General features: G+C 36.8%; 21 protein-coding genes. 3 read left to right on the forward strand and 18 right to left on the reverse strand.

Features of this window, described 5'->3' with window-relative positions:
• Nucleotides 1-172: 172 nt before the first annotated feature.
• The 15 genes from tdeA to JHT90_RS00490 form a co-directional block, all read right to left on the reverse strand.
• Nucleotides 173-1,543, reverse strand: a complete 1,371-nt coding sequence (tdeA, locus tag JHT90_RS00420) for a toxin/drug exporter TdeA (protein WP_201092742.1) — start codon at nucleotides 1,541-1,543, stop codon at nucleotides 173-175.
• A gap of 10 nt (nucleotides 1,544-1,553) precedes the next feature.
• On the reverse strand, nucleotides 1,554-3,500 hold the full coding sequence (locus tag JHT90_RS00425) for a MacB family efflux pump subunit (protein WP_379971670.1): 1,947 nt from the start codon (nucleotides 3,498-3,500) through the stop codon (nucleotides 1,554-1,556).
• Nucleotides 3,497-4,672 (reverse strand): efflux RND transporter periplasmic adaptor subunit, encoded by a 1,176-nt coding sequence (locus JHT90_RS00430; RefSeq protein WP_201092746.1) that lies wholly within the window; start codon nucleotides 4,670-4,672, stop codon nucleotides 3,497-3,499. Before JHT90_RS00430 ends, JHT90_RS00425 begins: the two co-directional genes overlap by 4 nt.
• Nucleotides 4,673-4,803: 131 nt before the next feature.
• Complete coding sequence (gene lipB / locus JHT90_RS00435) at nucleotides 4,804-5,451, reverse strand: lipoyl(octanoyl) transferase LipB (protein ID WP_201092748.1); 648 nt, start codon at nucleotides 5,449-5,451, stop codon at nucleotides 4,804-4,806.
• Nucleotides 5,451-5,723 carry an HP0495 family protein gene (locus JHT90_RS00440; protein ID WP_201092750.1) on the reverse strand — a complete coding sequence of 91 codons (273 nt, stop codon included), beginning with the start codon at nucleotides 5,721-5,723 and terminating at the stop codon, nucleotides 5,451-5,453. The genes lipB and JHT90_RS00440 overlap by 1 nt, the downstream gene beginning before the upstream one ends.
• Nucleotides 5,724-5,732: 9 nt before the next feature.
• Complete coding sequence (locus JHT90_RS00445; RefSeq protein WP_201092753.1) at nucleotides 5,733-6,896, reverse strand: D-alanyl-D-alanine carboxypeptidase family protein; 1,164 nt, start codon at nucleotides 6,894-6,896, stop codon at nucleotides 5,733-5,735.
• A 31-nt stretch (nucleotides 6,897-6,927) separates the two neighbouring features.
• Nucleotides 6,928-7,902: a septal ring lytic transglycosylase RlpA family protein gene (locus JHT90_RS00450; protein ID WP_201092754.1), complete on the reverse strand. Its 975-nt coding sequence runs from the start codon at nucleotides 7,900-7,902 to the stop codon at nucleotides 6,928-6,930.
• Nucleotides 7,895-8,899, reverse strand: coding sequence for a lytic murein transglycosylase B (mltB, locus tag JHT90_RS00455; protein ID WP_201095696.1), 1,005 nt, complete (start codon nucleotides 8,897-8,899; stop codon nucleotides 7,895-7,897). The genes JHT90_RS00450 and mltB overlap by 8 nt, the downstream gene beginning before the upstream one ends.
• Before the next feature lie 2 nt (nucleotides 8,900-8,901).
• Nucleotides 8,902-10,053 carry a rod shape-determining protein RodA gene (gene rodA / locus JHT90_RS00460; RefSeq protein ID WP_201092756.1) on the reverse strand — a complete coding sequence of 384 codons (1,152 nt, stop codon included), beginning with the start codon at nucleotides 10,051-10,053 and terminating at the stop codon, nucleotides 8,902-8,904.
• Nucleotides 10,043-12,013, reverse strand: coding sequence for a penicillin-binding protein 2 (gene mrdA / locus JHT90_RS00465; RefSeq protein ID WP_201092758.1), 1,971 nt, complete (start codon nucleotides 12,011-12,013; stop codon nucleotides 10,043-10,045). Before mrdA ends, rodA begins: the two co-directional genes overlap by 11 nt.
• 24 nt (nucleotides 12,014-12,037) lie before the next feature.
• On the reverse strand, nucleotides 12,038-12,505 hold the full coding sequence (rlmH, locus tag JHT90_RS00470) for a 23S rRNA (pseudouridine(1915)-N(3))-methyltransferase RlmH (protein WP_201092760.1): 468 nt from the start codon (nucleotides 12,503-12,505) through the stop codon (nucleotides 12,038-12,040).
• Between the two features lie 3 nt (nucleotides 12,506-12,508).
• Nucleotides 12,509-12,871: a ribosome silencing factor gene (gene rsfS / locus JHT90_RS00475; RefSeq protein WP_201092769.1), complete on the reverse strand. Its 363-nt coding sequence runs from the start codon at nucleotides 12,869-12,871 to the stop codon at nucleotides 12,509-12,511.
• Nucleotides 12,872-12,965: 94 nt separating this feature from the next.
• The gene (gene nadD, locus JHT90_RS00480) at nucleotides 12,966-13,607 is read right to left on the reverse strand and encodes a nicotinate-nucleotide adenylyltransferase (protein WP_201092771.1); all 642 of its coding nucleotides are present in this window, start codon (nucleotides 13,605-13,607) and stop codon (nucleotides 12,966-12,968) included.
• A complete protein-coding gene (locus JHT90_RS00485; protein ID WP_379971656.1) occupies nucleotides 13,588-14,847 on the reverse strand; it encodes a glutamate-5-semialdehyde dehydrogenase in 1,260 nt (419 codons plus the stop codon). Before JHT90_RS00485 ends, nadD begins: the two co-directional genes overlap by 20 nt.
• Before the next feature lie 131 nt (nucleotides 14,848-14,978).
• Nucleotides 14,979-15,860, reverse strand: a complete 882-nt coding sequence (locus JHT90_RS00490) for an alpha/beta fold hydrolase (RefSeq protein ID WP_201092772.1) — start codon at nucleotides 15,858-15,860, stop codon at nucleotides 14,979-14,981.
• A 123-nt stretch (nucleotides 15,861-15,983) separates the two neighbouring features.
• Here JHT90_RS00490 and JHT90_RS00495 point away from each other — a divergent pair, with 123 nt between their 5' ends.
• Nucleotides 15,984-16,565, forward strand: a complete 582-nt coding sequence (locus JHT90_RS00495; protein WP_201092774.1) for a CGNR zinc finger domain-containing protein — start codon at nucleotides 15,984-15,986, stop codon at nucleotides 16,563-16,565.
• Nucleotides 16,566-16,655: 90 nt separating this feature from the next.
• Here JHT90_RS00495 and tilS read toward each other — a convergent pair whose 3' ends face one another.
• The 3 genes from tilS to gshB all read right to left on the reverse strand — a co-directional run bounded on the left by tilS (nucleotide 16,656) and on the right by gshB (nucleotide 19,946).
• On the reverse strand, nucleotides 16,656-17,954 hold the full coding sequence (gene tilS / locus JHT90_RS00500; RefSeq protein WP_201092782.1) for a tRNA lysidine(34) synthetase TilS: 1,299 nt from the start codon (nucleotides 17,952-17,954) through the stop codon (nucleotides 16,656-16,658).
• Nucleotides 17,955-18,016: 62 nt separating this feature from the next.
• A complete protein-coding gene (locus JHT90_RS00505) occupies nucleotides 18,017-18,907 on the reverse strand; it encodes an energy transducer TonB (RefSeq protein ID WP_201092784.1) in 891 nt (296 codons plus the stop codon).
• An 88-nt stretch (nucleotides 18,908-18,995) separates the two neighbouring features.
• A complete protein-coding gene (gene gshB, locus JHT90_RS00510) occupies nucleotides 18,996-19,946 on the reverse strand; it encodes a glutathione synthase (protein ID WP_201092786.1) in 951 nt (316 codons plus the stop codon).
• 224 nt (nucleotides 19,947-20,170) lie between these two features.
• Between gshB and pilG the strand changes: the two genes are divergently transcribed.
• Both pilG and pilH read left to right on the forward strand, forming a co-directional pair.
• On the forward strand, nucleotides 20,171-20,578 hold the full coding sequence (gene pilG, locus JHT90_RS00515) for a twitching motility response regulator PilG (protein WP_201092796.1): 408 nt from the start codon (nucleotides 20,171-20,173) through the stop codon (nucleotides 20,576-20,578).
• Between the two features lie 46 nt (nucleotides 20,579-20,624).
• Entirely contained in the window at nucleotides 20,625-20,990 is a 366-nt protein-coding gene (pilH, locus tag JHT90_RS00520; protein ID WP_201092806.1) for a twitching motility response regulator PilH, read from the forward strand.
• Nucleotides 20,991-21,011 lie beyond the last annotated feature (21 nt).

The following is a 21,011-nucleotide window of genomic DNA, read 5'->3' on the forward strand; positions in this document are numbered from 1 at the left end:
ACCTCATTTTTATCCTATTTAAGGGGGGATCTATAATTTGCTTACTACTATTATAGTCTCATTCTTTGAATTTGCTATTAGATAAAATTCTAACTTTTTATTTTATTGCTATAAAAGAGGGGTATAAATAGGGTTAGTTTACAAAAAAGGGTAGTTACCACTACCCTTATTATTACTGGACGTGGTAGCGTCCAGCCATTGCTTTATAAAGCATATTTTCATATTGTATCAGTTTGTATCTATTGTTAATTAGCGATATCTTTGAGTTTGTTTCAGTATTGAGAGCATTCAGCCAATCTGAAATTTCACCAGCACCTTGTTGGTATCTGTCATCATAATATTGGCTAATTTGCTGATCGTATTTATATTTTTCCTCAGTATTCGCTAACGTATCTTTGGTTCTGGAGTAAGAGTAATAATAAGTATCTACCTCATTAAGGGCCGTGGTTAGGCTTTGCTCAAAAGAAAGGCGTACAGATTCGTATTCTGCTTCTGATAGTTTTATATTCCATCTTACTTTGTTCCATTGTAGAAAAGGCAGATCAATACTGACATTACCAGAGGCAAAAGGCACATTAAAAGCAGTGTTAACTTTGTCCGAAGATGAATTAATCGCTGCGCCTAGGGTAATAGTTGGATACCAACTTTTATCAGTGGCTTGTTTATTGAGTGATGCTTCTTCTAATCTATATTCGGCTGCTTTTAGATCAGGTCTATTGGCTAACACAGATAATGGAACATTAAGATCAACTTCTGGTAGCGTTAAACCAAGCAAGCTAGGGTAGTTAATGGTTAACTTATCTTCTGGCTTTAAATTCAATAAATTGCGTAGTGTCTGTTCTGCTGTTTTTTGCTGATTTTTTAAATCAATTAAATTGTTATTAGCACTTAAAACAGATTGAGTCGCTTGTGCAGGATCTAATGCTGATACTTTACCATATTGGTATTTAAAGCTAACTAATTCATTAATTTGTTGGTAATTCTTGATACTTTGTTCAGTAACGATAATCGCTTCATTAAGGTAGACAAGCTGGTAATAAGCGTCTACCACACTATTTATTAAGCTTAATCTAGCTGTTTCCAAATCTTGAACAGTGGCTTTATATTCCCATTCTTTAGCACTGGCTGTATCCGCTATTTTTTGCCATAAATCCAACTCATAGCTTAAAGATAAGTTACCACTGACATTCCTATTGCTATCGCCACCATGTTTGATATTTTTACTGGCTGAGCCGCTAGTTCCTCCAGAGAAGCTAGGCACTAGGTCTTCACCTATTAGATTAGCTTGGTAAAGTGCTCTATTAACATTAATGGCGCTTTGAGCAAAATCAATATTGTTGGTTAAAGCTAACTCAATCAGTTTATTAAGTTCATTATCACCATAGATAGTCCACCAATTAGTATCTATTTGATAACGATCTATTACTTGTTGTGTTAGTTGTAGTCTTTGTTGCAGTTGTTGATCTGGGTTGTTAGTAGTAGCACAGCCCATTACAAGACTAGATAGGATAAGTGGTAATATCAATAATTTAGTCGGTTTCATAGGATTATCCTCAATCTCTGGAAAGTGCTTCTATAGGGTTGAGTTGGGAGGCATTGCGGGCAGGCATAAAACCAAAAACAATACCAATTAACGAAGAACAACCTAGTGCTAGCACGATTGAACTGGCTGAAAATGACATGGCGAATCCAGTAACTAGATAGTTGAAAACAAAGCCTATAAGGTAAGAAAGACTAATCCCCAATAAACCGCCTATTAAACAGATTAATACTGCTTCAATCAAAAATTGCTCAAGTATATTATGTTGTCTTGCACCGATTGCCATACGAATACCAATTTCTTTGGTACGTTCTGTAACTGACACTAACATAATATTCATTACACCTATGCCGCCTACCACTAGCGATATTAATGCAATACAAGAAATCAACAAAGTCATTGTGTTAGTGGTACTTTCTATGGTTTGTTTAATACTATCAGTATTTTGGGTAAAGAAATCTTGTGTGCCATGTTTAACGGTAAGTAGTTTGGTTAAGTTTTTTTCTGCTACTTGGGAGCTTATATCATCTCTTACTTTTACCGTAATAGAGCTGATATAACGTTGCCCAGTAATTTTATTCATTACCGTAGTATAAGGTGACCATAGATTTAGACTGTCGCTATTACCAAAAACAGTTTGTTGTTCTTTAGTTACACCGATTATTTCTAATGGTTTTTTATTAAGTACCACTATTTTTCCTATAGGGTTTTCGCCATTAGTAAAGAGTTTCTTTTGGGTATTAGGATCAATAACAACCACAGAACTGTTATTCTGTACATCTTGTTTGTTAAAGAAACGCCCTTGTGCTATCTCTAAGCCTTTTACATCAAAATATTGTTCACTTACACCGCTTAGTTGGCCATTTACGGAAATATTACCGTACACTAAAACACCACTGGCAGAACTGACAGGGGTTGAGCTAGTTAGATAGCTTTGTTTGGCTAATACATCTGAATCATCAACGGTTAAGGTTTTAACTCTACCAGACCTCATATCCCCGAAGCCTTTGCCGGGATAGATATTGATAGTATTAGTACCCATCGAGTTGATATCGGTTAAGATTTTTTCCTGTGAGCCTCGGCCAAGGGCAACAACAGACACAACTGAGGCTATACCAATAATAATACCAAGCATAGTGAGCATAGAGCGCATTTTATGGGCTATGATTGCTTGCACAGACATTTTAAAGGATTCTACAAATTGATCTTTATAGAACATTAAACTATTACGTTCTTTGCTTGGTTTAGCGGCTTCAGTTTTTACAATATCATCAGCTTTACGTTGATCACTGACGATAATGCCATCTTTAATTTCTATAACACGGTTAGCGAAATTAGCAATATGTGCATCGTGGGTTACTAAAATAATGGTATGGCCTTGCTTATGTAAGTCTTGTAAAATTTCCATGACCATTTCACCACTTTTAGAGTCCAGCGCACCTGTTGGTTCATCGGCAAGGATAATTTCACCACCATTCATTAATGCACGCGCAATACTTACACGCTGTTGTTGACCACCAGAGAGTTCATTAGGTTTGTTTTGTGTTTTATCATTTAACCCTAAGCTTGTTAATATTTCTTTAGCACGTTTGGAGCGTTGATTGTAGTCTAAGCCTAAGTAAACAGCAGGCAGAGCCACATTATTTTCTGCAGTTAAGGTACTTAATAGATTATAACGTTGAAAAATAAAGCCAAATTTTTTACTACGCATTTTGGCAAGTTCATTATTATCCATTTCTTCTGTTTTTATACCATCGATAGCATAAGAACCAGAAGTAGGCGTATCTAAACAACCAAGTACATTCATCAAGGTGGATTTGCCTGACCCTGATTGCCCTATAATGGCAATAAAATCACCTTTTTCTATCTCAAGGTTAATATCTTTCAGGATATGAACACGATTATTGCCTTCCCCAAAATATTTATTGAGGTTTTTAACTTCTATCATTGTCATATTTATAACCTCATTCTGGTGTTTTTACTGCTGGCAGCCGTTATTTCTGTACTAGCCATTTGCGCTGAAATAACCCTTTCACCTTCTTTAAGACCAGAGATAATTTCGGTATTCATACTGTCTGATAGACCTACCGTCACTTCTTTTTCTACTACCTTATTACCTACTTCTAAGGTATAGACATAGTTTTTATCACCCACCGTGTTGAGTGTAATAGTAGGTACTATAAGCACATTGTCTTTGCTAGCAATTGTGATGGTGTTTTGAGTTGTCATACCTATGCGTAATGTTCCTTCTTCATTAGGCACTACTAAATTGCCATAGTAGTAAACAGCGGTACTGGAATCTGTGGTGCCAGTATAGTTACCTGCCGTCAAGGTAGTTAGGCCTGGATCTAGTGTATCTAATTGGCCTTTGAAGATTTTAGTAGGTTCAGAAAGAATGGTATAAGTTACTTCCATGCCAGGCTTTATTTTGGTGATATCACCTTCAGAGATTTGCATCTTAATTTCCATTTTACTTAAATCAGCAATCTGCACAATGGTTGGAGTAGTTTGATTTGAGTTAACTGTTTGCCCTTCTTCAACGGGTACAGAAACAATAGTACCATCAAAAGGTGCCACTATTTTGGTGTAACCTAAGTTGGTTTCAGCGGTATTTACTGAGATTTGGGTTTGGATGATTAACGATTCTAAATCGGCAACATTGGCTTTGGCTGTGGCTAAAGCATCATTAGCACTGTCTAAGTTTTCATCAGAAGTAGCATTTTTAGCTTTTAAGCTTTTTTCACGATTATATTTCTTTTGTGCAACAACTAAAGCTATTTTCTTGGCTTCTAATTGAGTTTTGTATGACTCTAATTTAGCTTTGTTGATGTTAAGCTCGTTTTCTTGGGTAGTGGAATCAATCTCTGCAATCATGTCACCTTTTTTAATCTGTTGCCCTAAGGAAACATAAAGCTTTTGAATTTGCCCAGAAACTTGCGCACCGACGGTTACAATTTGTTTAGCGCCTATTTCACCTGTGGTATTAACCGTGCGCTTAATATCGCCAATAACTACTTTTTCTGTGAGGTAGCTTATTTGTTCTTTTTGATTAAAAAAAAGAAAATAAATAGCAGTGGCTATGGCTATTAATACCACTATAGAAATGGTGATTTTTTTCCCCTGTTTCATCATTACTCCCAGCTATACAGATTAAGTTAAAGTAATGATACAAGAATATTTTTAGGAAATTTAAGGATTTACCAAAACCTTACCGATTCTTTACATAGAGCAATTTAATGTAAATTTATAAGTAATAGGGGTATTTATTGTTTGTCTGAAAAGTAAGTAACTTGTCTATAGGCTAGTTTATTGACGAATTGTGCTATTACTCGCTTAATTAACTCATCAAAATCAACATTACCAATAAAATCACTTAATTGAGTCATCCGCATACCTGCATAGCCGCAGGGGTTAATACGAGAGAAAGGTTCTAAATCCATTTGTGCATTAAGTGCAAAACCATGAAATGATGCATTGCGACGAATTCTTAAACCAAGGGAGGCTATCTTAGCATCTTCTACATAAACACCAGGAGCATCTGCTTTGGCATAAGATTTAATACCATATGAGGCGAGTAGATCAATTAAGCTATTTTCGATAGCGGTTACTAATGTTCTAGGGCCTAAATGGTGGCGCTTTACATCAATCATCAAATAACCAATCAATTGCCCTGGTCCATGATAGGTTACTTGTCCACCGCGATCTGATTGGACAACAGGTATATCACCAGGCATTAGCAAGTGTTCGGTTTTACCTGCTGTGCCTTGGGTGAAAACAGGATAATGTTGTAATAACCAAACTTCATCTTGGGTTTGTTCAGTTCGGTTATTAGTGAAATCTTGCATAGCATGCCATACAGTTTCATAAGGCTGTATGCCTAATTTGCGAATAATAAGTGTATCGGCACTCATTACAATACCATATGAACACGCCCTGTTGCTTTTAAGTCATCATGAATAGCTTGCAGCTGAGGAACACCTGTGGCCGTAATAGCTAAACGAAGCGAATGGTATTTACCATTACTGCTATACTGATCAGTAATAGTAGACTCATCGAAATCGGGGGCATGCTTACGAATAATATCAATCACTAATTGCTTAAATTCATCATGAGCATCACCAATTACTTTGATGCCATAATTTTCACAAGGAAACTCAATTTTAGGTGGTTCTTGATTGGTCATAAATTCACCTTAGTTAAATAGCCCTTTAAAAAATAACACGATGCTATCCCACATACGTTTAAAGAAACCACCTGGTTCTACCGTTTGTAAGGCTACTAAATCGGTACTATAAATTACTTGATTGCTAGCGGTTTTAATTTCTACCTTGCCCACTACTTGTCCTGCCTTTACAGGTGCAATTAGTTGCTTAGCTGTGGTTACTTGGGCATGTAAGCCTGTAAATTGGTTTCTAAGAAGGGTTAAGGAAATATCCTGTGCTAAACCTGCTTGTACTTCAGCAGCATCGCCTTTCCAGACTTTTAGGCTAGATAATTGGTCACCTTTTTTATAAAAAGTTCTATTTTCATAGAAGCGGAAACCATAGGTTAATAATTTTTGGGTTTCTTCTGCACGTGCTTTTTCGCTTGCTGTACCAAATAGTACCGCAATTAGTCGTAAATCATTACGTTTAGCAGAGGCTACCATGCAGAAACCTGCTTCTTCAGTATGACCAGTTTTTAGTCCATCTACTGTATTATCTCGCCACAGTAAAAGGTTACGGTTAGGTTGCTTAATGTTGTTCCAAAGAAACTCTTTTTGACTATAAATCGCATAGTGGGCAGGGTCTTCGTAAATAATAGCTCTGGCTAAGATACCCATATCATGCGCTGAGGAGTAATGCTCTGGGTCAGGCAAGCCTGTAGCATTCATGAAGTGAGAGTTTTTCATGCCTAGTTGTTGAGCTGTCTTATTCATTAGCTGTGCAAACACTTCTTCACTACCTGCTAAATACTCTGCCACAGCCACACTGGCGTCATTACCTGATTGAATAATGATGCCATGCAATAGGTCTTCTAATGATACTTTTTTACCAACTTCAATAAACATTTTAGAACCACCAGTACGCCATGCTTTTTCACTGATCGTTACTAAATCTGTAGGTTTAACTTGACCCTTTTTCATTTCTAAAGTGGCCAAGTAAGCTGTCATTAATTTAGTTAAACTGGCGGGCGGTAAACGTTGGTCACCATTGTTATTGATTAACACTTGTCCAGTTGCAGCATCTATCAGTACATAGGATTTAGCAGCTAATTGGGGAGCTGCAGGAGTAATTTCTTGGGCATGAGCAAGGCAAGCACTAAATAGAAATGTGGCTGCTAATGTGGTACGTTGGATAAAGTGGGTTATTTTCATATTCTTCAAAATTAATTAATGTTAATAAAAGTTAGTCTTGCTTAACGAGCTTTGATTGACCTAAGTTGGCGACGCGGATAGCTTCTTGGGTTTTAAATGTTTCGTGTTGATTAGGTAATGGGCCTAAACGGACACGATATAATTGCTGAGCGCCATTTAATACAGAGCTAATAAATACAGGAACATCGGTCACTTTGACTAGGCGTTGTTTTAACAGTTCCGCAGCATCAGGGTTAGCAAAAGCCCCTACTTGTAAGTAAAGCCCCTTCTGTATGTTACTAGTATCTGCCATTGCATGTTGATTTGTTGGCGGTTGGTATTCACTTACTTGTGTATCATTTACAGATTGTGTAGTTACAGTAACTGAAGTTTGTGGTTGTTGCTGAGCAACCGTTGTACTTTTAGTATTGTCCCATTGTTGCGGGTCAATACTTTCAACTCTTACTTTCGCTGTACCTGTATCAGCATAACCTAACTTTTTAGCTGCTGCAAAAGATAAGTCAATAATTCGATCTGAATGGAATGGACCACGATCATTAACTCTTAAAATAACACTACGGTTATTTTCGAGATTGGTTACTTTAACGTAACTGGGTAAAGGAAGTGTTTTATGAGCTGCTGTCATACCGTATAGATCATAGAGTTCGCCATTGGCTGTAGCTTGTCCATGAAACTTAGTACCATACCAAGAGGCCATGCCTACTTCTTTATAACCTGTGGCAGAGTTTTTGGGATAATAAGTTTTACCTAATACGGTATAAGGATTTTTTTTATAGGTTCCTGTATGAGGAGAAGGAGTAGCATCAGGAATATTGGATACATCTACATCCCACCAAGGCGCACCATCTTTTATAGGTCGTACATATTGACCAGAGTGAGAGGTTTTAGCGACTTTTTGATAACTGTCATCATTATTATTGGTAGTGTCATTAGACTGACAACCAATGAGTAATATCATTAAGCCACTAAGTGTCGTTAATCGGGCAATCTGTAAAAGTTTAGTCATTATTTAATTTAGTAGCCAATAGTTGTTCAGATAGTTGGTAAACAACTAACGAATACATTACGCTACGATTGTAACGTGTAATCACCTGAAAGTTATTTAAGCCAACCCAATATTCATCACCTGCCTCACCATCAAGCTTAAATGCCATAACGGGGGTATTATCAGGGATGGTCTTTGCTAGCGACCAACCTGCCTGCGTTAGTTTAGCAATTGTTCTATCTAATTCAAGCCCTGTAGATAAAACACAGGCAGCTTTGTCACCTGTTACTTTAGCTTGTAGCACAACAGTTTGCTCAGATTGCCAGCCATGTTCTTTGAAATAATTAGCTACACTTCCAATAGCATCAGTGGGGTTATTCCATATATCTATATGTCCATCATTATCAAAGTCCACCGCATAAGCTCTAAAACTACCTGGCATAAATTGAGCCATGCCCATAGCACCTGCATAAGAGCCTTTTAGTGTTAAAGGGTCTAGTTGCTCTTCACGGGTCATCAATAAATATTCTTTAAGCTGTCTTCTAAAAAAATCACTACGCGGTGGATAGTCGAAGCCTAAGGTTGTTAATGCATCCATCACAGGCCAACTGCCCATATTACGACCGTAAAAAGTTTCTACACCAATAATTGCAACCACTATTTGTGGTGGAACACCATAGGTCTTTTCAGCTCTTTCTAAAGCTTCTTGGTTATTTTTCCAGAAAGTTACACCTTCATTAACACGTTGCTCAGTCATGAAAATAGGGCGATATTCTTTCCAAAGTTTTGCCTTTTCAGCTGGTTTGGCAATTAAATCTAAAATAGCTTGTTGTTTTTTTACTTTGCTAAATAATGTGCTTAGTTGCTCTTCGGCAAAGCCATTATTTTCTACCAAGTCTTTGGTAAATGTTTGAACCTCTGTAGATTCATTATAATTATTAGCATAGGTTATTGGCGTCACAGTTAGCAATAAGGCGAGCAAGGTCTGAATTTTAATGTATTTATTTATCATATGCATTTTCATCTTATAGAGGTTGTCCATTGGCGATGCGTTTGGATGGCCATTAAAATACCAAATGAGGAAAGTAATGTAACAACTGAGGTTCCGCCATAGCTCATCAGAGGTAAAGGAACGCCCACTACGGGTAATAAGCCACTAACCATGCCAATATTTACAAAAATGTAAACAAAGAATGTCATACTCAAGCCACCTGCCAAAAGTTTGCCAAATAGCGTTTGAGCATTAATGGTAATCATTAAACAGCGTGCAATGATTAATAAGTAGATTGTTAACAGTAAAATAACACCAAATAAACCAAATTCTTCCGCAATTAATGCAAAAATAAAATCAGTGTGGCTTTCTGGTAAAAAGTCTAAATGAGATTGTGTGCCTTCTAACCAACCTTTACCCCAAAATCCTCCAGAGCCAATAGCAGCTTTGGATTGAATAATATTCCAACCTCTACCTAAGGGGTCTGACTCTGGGTTTATAAACGTTAGCACACGATGTTTTTGGTAGTCGTGCATAATAAAATGCCACATACCATAAGCAATAGGAATGGCGGCAATAATAGCACTAATGATCCAGCTCCAACGAAGCCCTGCAATAAATATAACAAAAGCACCAGCAGCTAAGATAAGTAGTGATGTACCTAAGTCTGGCTGTCTAAGTACTAATAAGAAAGGAATACCTGTTAAAACTAGACTCACTATCACATGTTTAAAGCTCGCAGGTAAACTATGCCTTGATATATACCAAGCAATAGTGGCTGGTACTACGATCTTCATAAATTCAGAAGGTTGAAAACGGATTAAGCCAGGTATTTTTAACCAGCGTTGAGCGCCCATAGCGTTGTGGCCATTAAAATCTACAATAATCAGTAAGATAACACCGATAATATAGGGAATAAGTACCCAGCGAGCCATAAATCGTGGATCGAATTGGGCAATAACTAACATAATAAAAGTGCCCATAACAAAGAAAGTAGCTTGTCTATTCACAAGCTCCATATTTTTACCACTAGCAGAGTAAAGGATAAATAAATTAGCTGCTGCTAAAACTAATAGCAGTACTAGCAAATAACCATCAATATGTAATCGTTCTAAAAAGGTAGCTCTTCGTTTATGTGGCGCTTGATTATTTAAAATAATCCGTTTTTTACTAGTTAACATTGTTTGTATCCTCTAATGTTTCACTAGCAGGTGGTAATTCTTCTGGCGAAGGCTTTTTAGCCATTAATTCAGCATCGGTTTTAAGTTGGCCATCAGCATTTAATAGCCAAGCATCCATTACTTGTTTAACAATGGGTGCAGCCACACCACTACCAGATTCACCATTTTCTATAATAATAGCCACAACAATGCGTGGTTTTTCAGCAGGAGCAAAGGCAACAAATAGGGCGTGGTCACGATGCCTTTCATTTAAACTTTTACTATCATAACGTTCATTTTGACGTATGGCGACTACTTGAGCTGTACCACTTTTACCTGCTATACGGTAGCTAGCTGTACTGCCCATTTTTCTAGCTGTACCTCGTGCGCCATGAACCACTTGCTGCATATCCTGATTAACGATATCCCAGTTGTCTTTATTTTTTAATTTAATATCAGGAGGAGTAGGTCGGTCTTTAGTATCAATTGAACCGTTAGCGATAAGCTGTTCAATAGTCAAATTATCAGCAAACTTTAATAAATGAGGGCGAATCCAATGGCCATGATTGGCTATTAATGCAGTTGCTTGGGCTATTTGTAAAATAGTAGTTTGCATATCACCTTGGCCAATTCCTGTAATTAAAGTATGTCCAGGATACCAACGTTGTTTGTGAACTTTTTCTTTCCACTCTCTGGAGGGCATAATACCTGATGATTCTTCTAAATACATATCAAGTGATACGCGTTGTCCTAAGCCAAATGAAGTCAAATACTTATGTAGATTATTAATACCTATTTTATAGGCTAAATCATAAAAGTAAGTATCATTGGAACGCATGATAGCTGTTTCCATATTTATCCAGCCGTCACCACCTCGATTCCAGTTACGGTATTTATGGGTAGAGTTGGGTAGCTGATAAAAACCAGGGTCAAAGATTTTCTCATCTGGTGTGGTAGCACCTACTTCAAGCCCTGTTAATGCAACCAAAGGTTTAACTGTAGAACCAGGTGGATAAGTACCATAGATAGCACGATTTAAAAAAGGTTTATCTGGATTATTAGCTAATGCACTGTAATCTTTTTGACTAATACCTGTTACAAAAGGGTTAGGGTCATAACTTGGGGAGCTAACTAAAGCTAATATTTCACCATTGCGAGGGTCTAAAGCAATAATGGCAGCACGTTTATCTTCTAAAACCTCCATCGCCATCTTTTGTAAATAATAATCCAGTGTAAGAGTTAAATTTTGTCCTGCTATCGGTTGCGTTTGGCTTAATACACGCATTACTTTACCACGCGCATTGGTTTCTACTTCTTCATAGCCTACTTGTCCATGTAACATGCTTTCATAGAAGCGTTCTGCACCTGTTTTTCCTATGTGATGTGTACCACTATATTCAACAGGGTCAACACGTTTTAAATCTTGGTCGCTGATACGTCCTACATAACCTACAGAATGTGCAAATAATTTCCCATAGGGGTAATTACGAATAAATTGTACTTCAACTTCAACACCAGGTAAGCGAGGCTGATTGATAGCAATAATAGCCCTCTGTTCTTCTGTAAGTTCGTATAAAAGGGGGATAGATTCAAAAGGACGAGAGCGTTGTTTTACTTTATTAATCAAACTTTCTTTATCTTCATCGGTTAAATGAAGAACTTCAACCAGCGTATCAATAATAGTTGGCCAATCTTTGGCACGCTCACGGGTAAAAGTTAAGTTAAAACTGGGTTCATTACTGGCAATAACAATACCATTACGATCATAAATAATGCCACGTATAGGCGGGATTGCTTGGGTATGAACACGGTTTTTTTCAGAAAGAGTTGAGTGGTATTTGTATTGAATAACTTGTAGATAATACATTCTAGCAAACAGAATGAGTATTAAAGTGGCGATAAAAATAGAACCGACAATTACCCTATGCCTTATGATACGGGCATTTTTTATGTGATCTTTTATAGGAAGTGGTTCTACCATAATGAACTATTTAAACCTTTAGGTTTATTTATGATAGGGGTGGCCAGCAAGAATGGTCCAAGCCCTATATAACTGTTCTATAATCACAACCCTAACAAGTGGATGAGGTAAAGTTAAGGCAGAAAGTGACCATTTTTCATCACTGCGCTTACAAACTTCTGGAGCTAACCCTTCAGGCCCACCAATCATTAAGTTAATATCTTGTCCTGCTAGTTGCCATTGTGCTAAACGTTCAGCTAGTTGCTCTGTACTCCAAGGTTTACCCGTGACTTCTAAAGTAATAACTTTGTCGCTAGGTTGGGTTTTATTCAACATGGCTACCCCTTCTTGTTGAATAAAACGTTTAATATCAGCATTTTTACCCCGAGTGGTTAACGGAATTTCTATTAACTCTACAGGTAATTCTTTGGGTAAACGTTTATGATATTCTTGCCAACCTTCTTCAATCCAACGTGGCATTTTACTACCAACAGTAATCAGCCGAATACGCATAAATTAGATAGCTTCATTATTAGTTTGTTTAGCACGACTTTGTTCTGCACCTTGCCACAAGCGTTCTAAATCATAAAAGCTACGAGTTTCTTGTAACATAACATGAACCACTACAGAACCTAAATCTACTAATGCCCATTCGGCATTTTCTAAACCTTCAATACCTAATGGACGCACACCTTGTTTTTTCACTTCTTCAATCACATTATCAGCTAATGCTTTTACCTGACGTGAAGAACTACCTGTAGCAATAACCATAAAATCAGTGACACTGGTTTTTTCATGAACATCAATAACAACAATGTCTTTGCCTTTTAAATCGTCTAGTGCGGCAGTGGCTATTTCTACAATTTGTTTACTTTGCATAATATATTGGTTACCTAAATATACGAAATACTACTTACTCGTTTACTTGATGAGTAATCTATTTCTATTAATGAGTTATAAAAACCTGTTCGTGTTATTGATAAAGCTGGTGTTGATTAATATAGTCTAACACAGTCTCAGGTAATAAAAATTGTACCGATTTACCCTGTGCTAAATTGTTTCTAATCTTGGTTGATGAAATATCTAAAGGCGTCTGCTGTATATAAGCGATTTGCCCGTATTTTTCACTAAACTGCTTAGAATCAACTCGTTTATTTGCTATAAATGTTTGTAATTCAGGCGGGATTTTAGCAGATAGATGAGGTCGTTGTAATACAAGAATGTGACAATAATTTAATAGCTCTTGCCAGCGATACCATGAAGGTAAGCCACAGAAAGCATCCCACCCCATAATGAAAAACAATATATCATTAACAGCCAGTTCTTGATGAATGGAGTGGAGAGTATCAAAGGTATAAGAAGGCTTGTCACGTTTTAACTCTCTATCATCCACAGCAAACAGTGGTGTATTGCTAGCAGCCAGTTGTACCATTGCTAAACGATGGCTGGCGCTGATTGAGGGTGTTTCACGATGTGGTGGTAAGGCATTGGGAATTAGTCTTAATTCATCCAATGCCAGTTGTTCTGCAACTTCAATAGCTGATCTTAAATGCCCTATGTGAATAGGGTTAAAAGTGCCACCCAGTAAACCTATTTTAGCCACGGGTTTGACCATCACCTAAGACAATGTATTTTTCCGTAGTCAAACCTTCTAAACCTACAGGGCCACGCACATGCAGTTTATCAGTAGAAATACCAATCTCTGCCCCTAAGCCATACTCAAAACCATCTGCAAAGCAGGTTGGGGTATTATGCATCACTGAGCTTGAGTCTACTTCTGCAAGGAAACGTCTTACTGATTCGGTATTTTCAGTAATAATGCTGTCTGTATGGTGAGAACCATAATAATTAATATGACTAATCGCTTGTTCAATATTATCGACTACACGCACAGCCAAAATGGCAGCTAAGTATTCTGTAAACCAGTCTTCTTCAGTGGCTTTATTAATAGTAGGTAAATAGCTGAGTGTACGTTCACAGCCACGTAGTTCAACACCTTTTTCTATAAATTGTTGAGCTACAATGGGTAAGAATTTTTCTGCTACTGCTTGATCAACCAGTAGTGTTTCCATCGCGCCACAGATACCATAACGATAGCATTTAGCATTTACTGCAACCTTGCACGCTTTTGCTAAGTCGGCATATTGGTCTACATAAATATGGCAAACACCATCTAAATGCTTGATTACGGGCACTTTAGCATGTTCGCTAATACGTTGGATAAGGGATTTACCACCACGAGGAATAATAACATCCACATATTCAGGCATGGTTATTAGTAAATCAACCGCTTGACGATCAGTAGTATTTACCAATTGTACACAATGAGCAGGCAAATTAGCTTGTTGTAAGCCTTGTTGAATGCAGGCTGCAATTGCTTTGTTGGAGTGAATAGCTTCGGAGCCGCCTCTTAAAATAATAGCATTGCCTGATTTTAAACAAAGTGCAGCGGCATCAATGGTTACATTAGGACGTGATTCATAAATCATACCAATGACGCCAATAGGTGTACGCATTTTACCAATTTGTAAACCAGAAGAAGTATATTTTAGATCTCTAATAGCACCTACAGGGTCAGCTAGGGCAATAACTTGTTTTACGCCTGTAATCATCCCCTCTAAACGAGCATCAGTTAACTCTAAGCGGTCTAATAAAGCTGATGATAAACCATTTTTTTTACCATTTATAAGGTCTTGTTGATTGGCTTGTTGAATAGTTTCTTTGGCATCAGCTAACTGGCCAGCAATACATTGTAGAGCTTTGTTTTTTTGTGCTGTCGTTGCTTTAACCAATGCTTGTGCAGCCTGTCGAGCATTAATGCCCAACTCATGCATATAGTCAGTAATATTTGCCATAATAGATCCAGTGTAAATCGTGAAAATTATAATATTTTGCTATAAGTAGATAGTATCTATATAAAATGAGTAAAGATCAATATAATGGGTAATTAAACTGCTCAAGATAAAGTTGAGCAGTTAGTATATGTTTAAACTCTTTCATTACCCATAGTTTCTCTGATACGTTTAGCGATGTAAGCAACATGAGTTTCCAAGGCAAAATGTCCTGTATCTAGCAATTCCACTATTGCATTAGGATTATCTCGTTTAAATGCTTCAGCACCAGCTTGAATGAAAAATGGATCATGTTTCCCCCAAATGATTAAAGAAGGAATTTGTGTATCTCGGAAGAATTTTTGAAAGGCTGGATAAAGTTCTAAGTTATTAGCATAATCAAGCAGTAAATCAAGCTGGATTTCCTTATTCCCAGGTCTCTCAAACAAAAATGTATCTAAGTAGTATGCTTCAGGTGCTACAGTTTCAATGTCTTTTACTCCATGTAGATATTGCCAATAAGTTCCTTTTAAATTCAAAATATTTTTATCAATAGTCTGGCGATTTTCCTGACTAGGATTATTCCAATAAGTTCTAATTGGATTCCAAGCATCTCCAAGACCTTCTATATAAGCATTACCATTTTGAGAGATAAAGCCAGTCAATCTATTTGGATAATTTAGAGCAAGGCGTAAACCAATTGGAGCGCCATAATCAAAAACATACATTGCATAACTTTTAAGATCTAAAGTATCAACAAACTTAGTCATAGTCTTTGCAATATTATCAAAGTTATATACATAGTTAGTTTCACTAGGGACTTCTGTAAAGCCAAAACCAGGTAAATCAGGGGCAATAATATGAAATTTATCAGCTAATAAAGGTATTAGCTCTCTAAATTGATGTGAAGAACTAGGAAAGCCATGTAAAAGCAAAAGCAAAGGTAGATTTTTATCCCCTGCTTCTCGATAAAATAAACGAATATTATCTACATTAATAAACTTATATTGAATGGGATAATGAGTATTGATAGTCATTTTAAATTCCTTTGTAACCTGTATAATTAGTTTTAGAGGTTTCGTAATTGTGGTGTGATATTTGTAACTTGTCAAATATTATTTTAATGGTTACAATGAAATTATTAATAATAGGTAAAGAAAATGGCAAATATAAATACTGTTCCTCAGCAACCCTATGTATTAGCAGATCATATTGTGTTGGATATGATTAATACAGTAGCTAAAGTAAATGGGGATATTATTGATTATTGGCAGTCAGCTAAGGATGTCATTAATTGGTTAGATAAAGTAGCTAATATAAATGTGCCTGTAGATAGAAAGTTTACGGATGAAGATTTACTTCATTCAGCCAAAGAGTTGCGAGAGAGTGTTCATCTACTTATTCAAGCTAAAAAAGCAGGCGAATTGTTACGCATTGATTTACTAAATAATTTTTTATTAGAGTCTTTAAGTTGGTTAAGCCTAGAAGTTAATAAAAGTGGAGAGTTAGGTTTTAAAAAAAATTATAAAAAGGATACACCCAAACAAATATTAGGACCTCTAGCAGAGGCCGCAGTTGAATTGTTAGTGACAATGGATTTTGGCCTTGTAAAAAGGTGTGAACATGAAGATTGCATATTGTGGTTTTATGACAAAACAAAAGCCCATAAAAGACGGTGGTGTAGTATGGCAGTTTGTGGAAATAGACACAAAGTTGCTAATTTTAGAAAAAAACAGCAATAGTATTGGTTAGATTTAGTTAAGTTTTTCTTAAGTTGGTTGGTAATTATGAGCAATATTGAGTTTACAAAAGAAAATGCACTGCACAAATTATTAATCAAGTGACCACTCAAAGCTAAAGTTTTGCTGAGCATCTTTATCTCGCCATTGAGGGAAATTAGCAACGGCTATTACAGTATTTTGCTCATCAAGCAATAAGGGTATTCTTTGACGAATAAAGCTAGGAATGGCTTGTTCATTAAATAATCTTTTTAAATCCCGATGACCGCGATTATGCAACTGTAAGACCTCACCACCTTGTCGATAGCTTACAAGTAAAGGCTTGTTAGGTAAATCACCTTGTAGAGTAATCATACCATTATTGGGTAGTGGTATTTCCTGTTTTGGGGAAATGGGCAGTTTAATAGGGGTGGGCTTATTAAGCCATTTATCCATGAGTAACCAGATGCGTTGATTGCTACGATGTAGTTCTCCGTTTTGTAATTGCCATATAGGTTTTGCACACTCTTTAGCCTTGAGTAAGTCTTGCCAACCTTGCCAATGAACAGTTGCAGGGAGTAGCGTATATTTGGCTAGCCAGTAAGAAAGCGCATTTTTTTGCCTAGCCTCTGTTAAATTGGCGAGAGGCGCTAGCTGTAAACTGGGTATGGTTAGCCATGGGTAAAGAGGATGAATGTTAGCTGCTGTTAAGTCTTGTATTGCTAATTCATTTAGTAGTTGTTGGGCTTCCTGAAGATGTTTGGCCGTTTGTGCAATATTGTTTATAGCCTGTGGCCAGTAGTCTTGTAGGACAGGAATAATTTGATGACGTAAATAATTACGGGCAAAGCTTGTATCTGCATTACTGGGATCTTCAATCCATTTCAAATACTCGGTTTCGGCGTAGTTTTTTAATGTTTGATAGGGTATATCCAAAAGTGGCCGTACCACTGTTCCTGCGGCTAATGGTCGGCTTTTAGGTATTGCTGTTAAACCTCTAACACCTGCACCCCTTAATAAGCGAAATAATAAAGTTTCTGCTTGATCGTTTTGATGCTGGGCTGTTAGTAAAATATCCCCTTTTTGCATTATCTGCTCGAATGCTTGATAACGAGCTTCTCGAGCTACTTGCTCAATACTGGCTTGTTTCGCGACTTTTACTTTAATAATTGTTAAAGGAATGGCGAGTTCATCACAAATTTTTTGACAATGTTCAGGCCAAGATTCAGCCACAGCTTGTAAACCATGATGAATATAAATAGCTGATAATTCAGGTAAGTTATAGTGTTTTTTTAATTGAACTAAGAGATGTAGTAAAACCGTAGAATCCATGCCACCAGAAAAACCAACAATCCAACGTTTAGCTTGTTGATAAGGTGCTAGTTGTTGCCATAACTGAGAAATGAGCGACATGGTGATTGAATTAAAGAGTTATCTATTATTAAGTACAATAACATATTTAATCATTTAAGCAATTAACCGTCGGTTGATAAACGGTCACTACGATCAAACTGCCAAGTTCTTATAATTTCAATAATGTCAGTATCTGCAAGCTCTCTAGGGAAAGGGGCAAAGGGAGCTGACATATGCACAATGCGAATAGCTGCGCGATCTAATACAGGTTTGCCTGATGATTTAAGCACTTTGACTGTATGTAATTGGCCATTTTTCTTAATAGCCACTAATAATCTTAAATTGCCATAAATCTTTTTTGTGCTGGCTTCTTTGGGGTAATTTAGGTTACCAATACGTTCGATTTTCTTACGCCATTCATCTTGGTAAGCAGCACCTTTATCTCTTTTAGTTGCGGCTGAGGTAATTTGTAAAATTTTAGGGCGTTTTGCATAGGCTTGCTCTTTTTGCGCAATTTGTGCCTCTAAACTGGCTATTTGTGCAGCCCAATCTGTATTATTAACGGTTTGTTTAGCTTGATCTTGCTGTTCTTTCTTTTCAGATTCTTTAATGTCTTTTTGCTGTTGTTTACTGGCCGTGGTTAAAACGCTTTTAGTGGTTTCGGTAGGCTGTTGCTCCTTTTCCATCATAGGCAACGGGCTAGGCGCAGGATTAATTTCTATGGCTTGAAACTCGGCGGGAGAAGTTGTCCTTGGTATCAGTGCTTGTTCTTCAGTGCCACTGCCTTGTTGATTTTCTTGGGCAATAAAGTCTGCCTCTTCAGGTGCCTTATCATCTTTAAAAGAAGCTAAAGAGACATCTAATACTTTTCCAATATGCTGATCTTCAGGTGTAAAGCCAACACCAAAAATAATCGTAGTATGAAGGATAGCAGCTAAACATATCATCAAGCCAAGCAAGTCATTTTGCTTGGATTTATGGAGCTTAGCTAATTTATTAAAAAGTGATCGCATAATTTTTACATTTAAAATACTTAAAACATCCTGTTTGGTTCGCTCAGTATTTCAATCAACGATGAAAAGTTGATTGAAATTTAAGGAGTTACTTTTTTAACTTGGCTTCAATACAATTCATTAATTTACCAGCAATATCTGTATTATACGCTTTATCAATTTCTCGAATACAGGTAGGACTAGTAACATTGACCTCTGTTACATATTCACCAATTATATCTAAACCCACAAACAGTAGGCCTCTTTTTTGTAACTCAGGGCCTATTGCTTTAGCAATCGCATAATCTTTTTCAGACAGAGGCTGAGCTATACCCGTTCCACCAGCAGCTAAGTTACCACGGGTTTCTCCTTTGGCAGGAACACGTGCTAAACAGTAGGGAATTGGCTCGCCATCAACAATTAGTATGCGTTTATCACCTGCAGTAATATCTGGAATATAGCGCTGTACCATAGTTTGACGAGTACCATGTGCAGTTAATGTTTCAATAATAACTGACAGGTTAGGGTCACCTTCGCGGTGACGGAAAATAGAGGCTCCGCCCATTTCATCTAATGGTTTTAAAATAACATCACCTTGTTCTTTTATAAAAGCTTTTAAAATATCAGGGCGGCGGCTCACTAAAGTGGGCACCATAAATTCTGCAAAATTAGTAGCAAATAATTTTTCGTTACAGTCCCTTAGGCTTTGTGGTTTGTTTACAATTAATACACCTTGTTGCTCAGCTTTTTCAAGTAAGTAGGTGGTGTATAAAAACTCACTGTTAAAGGGAGGATCTTTGCGCATTAAAATAACATTTAATGTATCAAGACTAATATCAGCTTCTTCACCTAAGTCATAAAAATGCTCTGGTTGTTTATAAACTTTTAGTGAACGAGCTTTGGCTCTAACCATACCATGTAAAAGATATAGGTCTTCTTGTTGCATGTAAAACAGTTCCCAACCACGTTCTTGAGCTGCCCATAGCATTGCCAGCGAGCTGTCCTTCTTAAAATTAATGCTATTGATAGGATCCATCACAATGCCGAGACGTATAGACATAACTCAGTATTCTCCTGATATAATCTGCTATTTTGATGATACAATGTTGACATATGTAAATAATTATAGAATAAATTAACATATTATGTAGTATGATATGTTATAAATAGTATTTATAATACAAAATCATCAACATTTGCACTCTAGTTAGTTACTGTGCTCTATGTTATGTATAATATGGTCATAATGTAGATTATTTTTATCTCAAGTGATGGCGGAATAAGATGGAACAAGGTGAAAAACTTAAAGTCATGGTGATAGACGATTCTAAAACTATTCGTCGAACCGCCGAGACCCTGCTTAAAAAAGCAGGATGCGATGTGTTTACTGCAGTAGACGGTTTTGATGCGTTGGCTAAAATAGCTGATAATCATCCAAATATTATTTTTGTAGATATTATGATGCCACGCCTTGATGGTTATCAAACTTGTGCACTTATAAAAAATAACAGCCGTTTTAAAACTACGCCTGTTATCATGTTATCATCTAAAGATGGTTTGTTTGATAGGGCAAAGGGAAGAATAGTAGGTTCAGATCAGTATTTGACTAAACCGTTTAGTAAAGATGAGTTATTAGGTGCAATAAAAGCGCATGTTCCAAACTTTGTACCTCAAGATAATGCAGCTGAATAAGCAGCTGTTTTTGTATATTAATAATTAAAATTGGTGGTAAGGTAAAATGGCTCGAATTTTAGTTGTAGATGACTCTCCTACAGAAGTATATAAATTAACAACAATGTTACAAAAACATGGGCATATGGTTATTGGAGCGGAAAATGGAGCAGATGGTATTGCACTAGCTCGTAAAGAAAAGCCTGATGTTATTTTAATGGATATAGTTATGCCTGGCTTTAATGGTTTTCAGGCAACGCGTCAATTGACGAAAGATGAAGAAACAAAGAATATTCCAGTTATTATTGTTACAGCGAAGGATCAAGAGACTGATAAAGTATGGGGGCGTCGTCAAGGAGCTAGAGATTATTTAACTAAGCCAATTGATGAAGCTACACTTTTATCTACTGTAGATGCTGTATTAGCAGGGTAATTGCAACAAACCTTAAAGCTT

This window comes from Entomomonas asaccharolytica (assembly GCF_016653615.1).
Lineage (GTDB): Bacteria > Pseudomonadota > Gammaproteobacteria > Pseudomonadales > Pseudomonadaceae > Entomomonas > Entomomonas asaccharolytica.

Coding starts and splice junctions, on each gene's coding strand:
- tdeA (WP_201092742.1), bottom strand. CDS start 1,543: ATGAAACCGACTAAATTATTGATATTACCACTTATCCTATCTAGTCTT.
- JHT90_RS00430 (WP_201092746.1), bottom strand. CDS start 4,672: ATGATGAAACAGGGGAAAAAAATCACCATTTCTATAGTGGTATTAATA.
- lipB (WP_201092748.1), bottom strand. CDS start 5,451: ATGAGTGCCGATACACTTATTATTCGCAAATTAGGCATACAGCCTTAT.
- JHT90_RS00440 (WP_201092750.1), bottom strand. CDS start 5,723: ATGACCAATCAAGAACCACCTAAAATTGAGTTTCCTTGTGAAAATTAT.
- JHT90_RS00445 (WP_201092753.1), bottom strand. CDS start 6,896: ATGAAAATAACCCACTTTATCCAACGTACCACATTAGCAGCCACATTT.
- JHT90_RS00450 (WP_201092754.1), bottom strand. CDS start 7,902: ATGACTAAACTTTTACAGATTGCCCGATTAACGACACTTAGTGGCTTA.
- mltB (WP_201095696.1), bottom strand. CDS start 8,899: ATGCATATGATAAATAAATACATTAAAATTCAGACCTTGCTCGCCTTA.
- rodA (WP_201092756.1), bottom strand. CDS start 10,053: ATGTTAACTAGTAAAAAACGGATTATTTTAAATAATCAAGCGCCACAT.
- mrdA (WP_201092758.1), bottom strand. CDS start 12,013: ATGGTAGAACCACTTCCTATAAAAGATCACATAAAAAATGCCCGTATC.
- rlmH (WP_201092760.1), bottom strand. CDS start 12,505: ATGCGTATTCGGCTGATTACTGTTGGTAGTAAAATGCCACGTTGGATT.
- rsfS (WP_201092769.1), bottom strand. CDS start 12,871: ATGCAAAGTAAACAAATTGTAGAAATAGCCACTGCCGCACTAGACGAT.
- nadD (WP_201092771.1), bottom strand. CDS start 13,607: ATGGTCAAACCCGTGGCTAAAATAGGTTTACTGGGTGGCACTTTTAAC.
- JHT90_RS00485 (WP_379971656.1), bottom strand. CDS start 14,847: ATGGCAAATATTACTGACTATATGCATGAGTTGGGCATTAATGCTCGA.
- JHT90_RS00490 (WP_201092772.1), bottom strand. CDS start 15,860: ATGACTATCAATACTCATTATCCCATTCAATATAAGTTTATTAATGTA.
- JHT90_RS00495 (WP_201092774.1), top strand. CDS start 15,984: ATGGCAAATATAAATACTGTTCCTCAGCAACCCTATGTATTAGCAGAT.
- tilS (WP_201092782.1), bottom strand. CDS start 17,954: ATGTCGCTCATTTCTCAGTTATGGCAACAACTAGCACCTTATCAACAA.
- JHT90_RS00505 (WP_201092784.1), bottom strand. CDS start 18,907: ATGCGATCACTTTTTAATAAATTAGCTAAGCTCCATAAATCCAAGCAA.
- gshB (WP_201092786.1), bottom strand. CDS start 19,946: ATGTCTATACGTCTCGGCATTGTGATGGATCCTATCAATAGCATTAAT.
- pilG (WP_201092796.1), top strand. CDS start 20,171: ATGGAACAAGGTGAAAAACTTAAAGTCATGGTGATAGACGATTCTAAA.
- pilH (WP_201092806.1), top strand. CDS start 20,625: ATGGCTCGAATTTTAGTTGTAGATGACTCTCCTACAGAAGTATATAAA.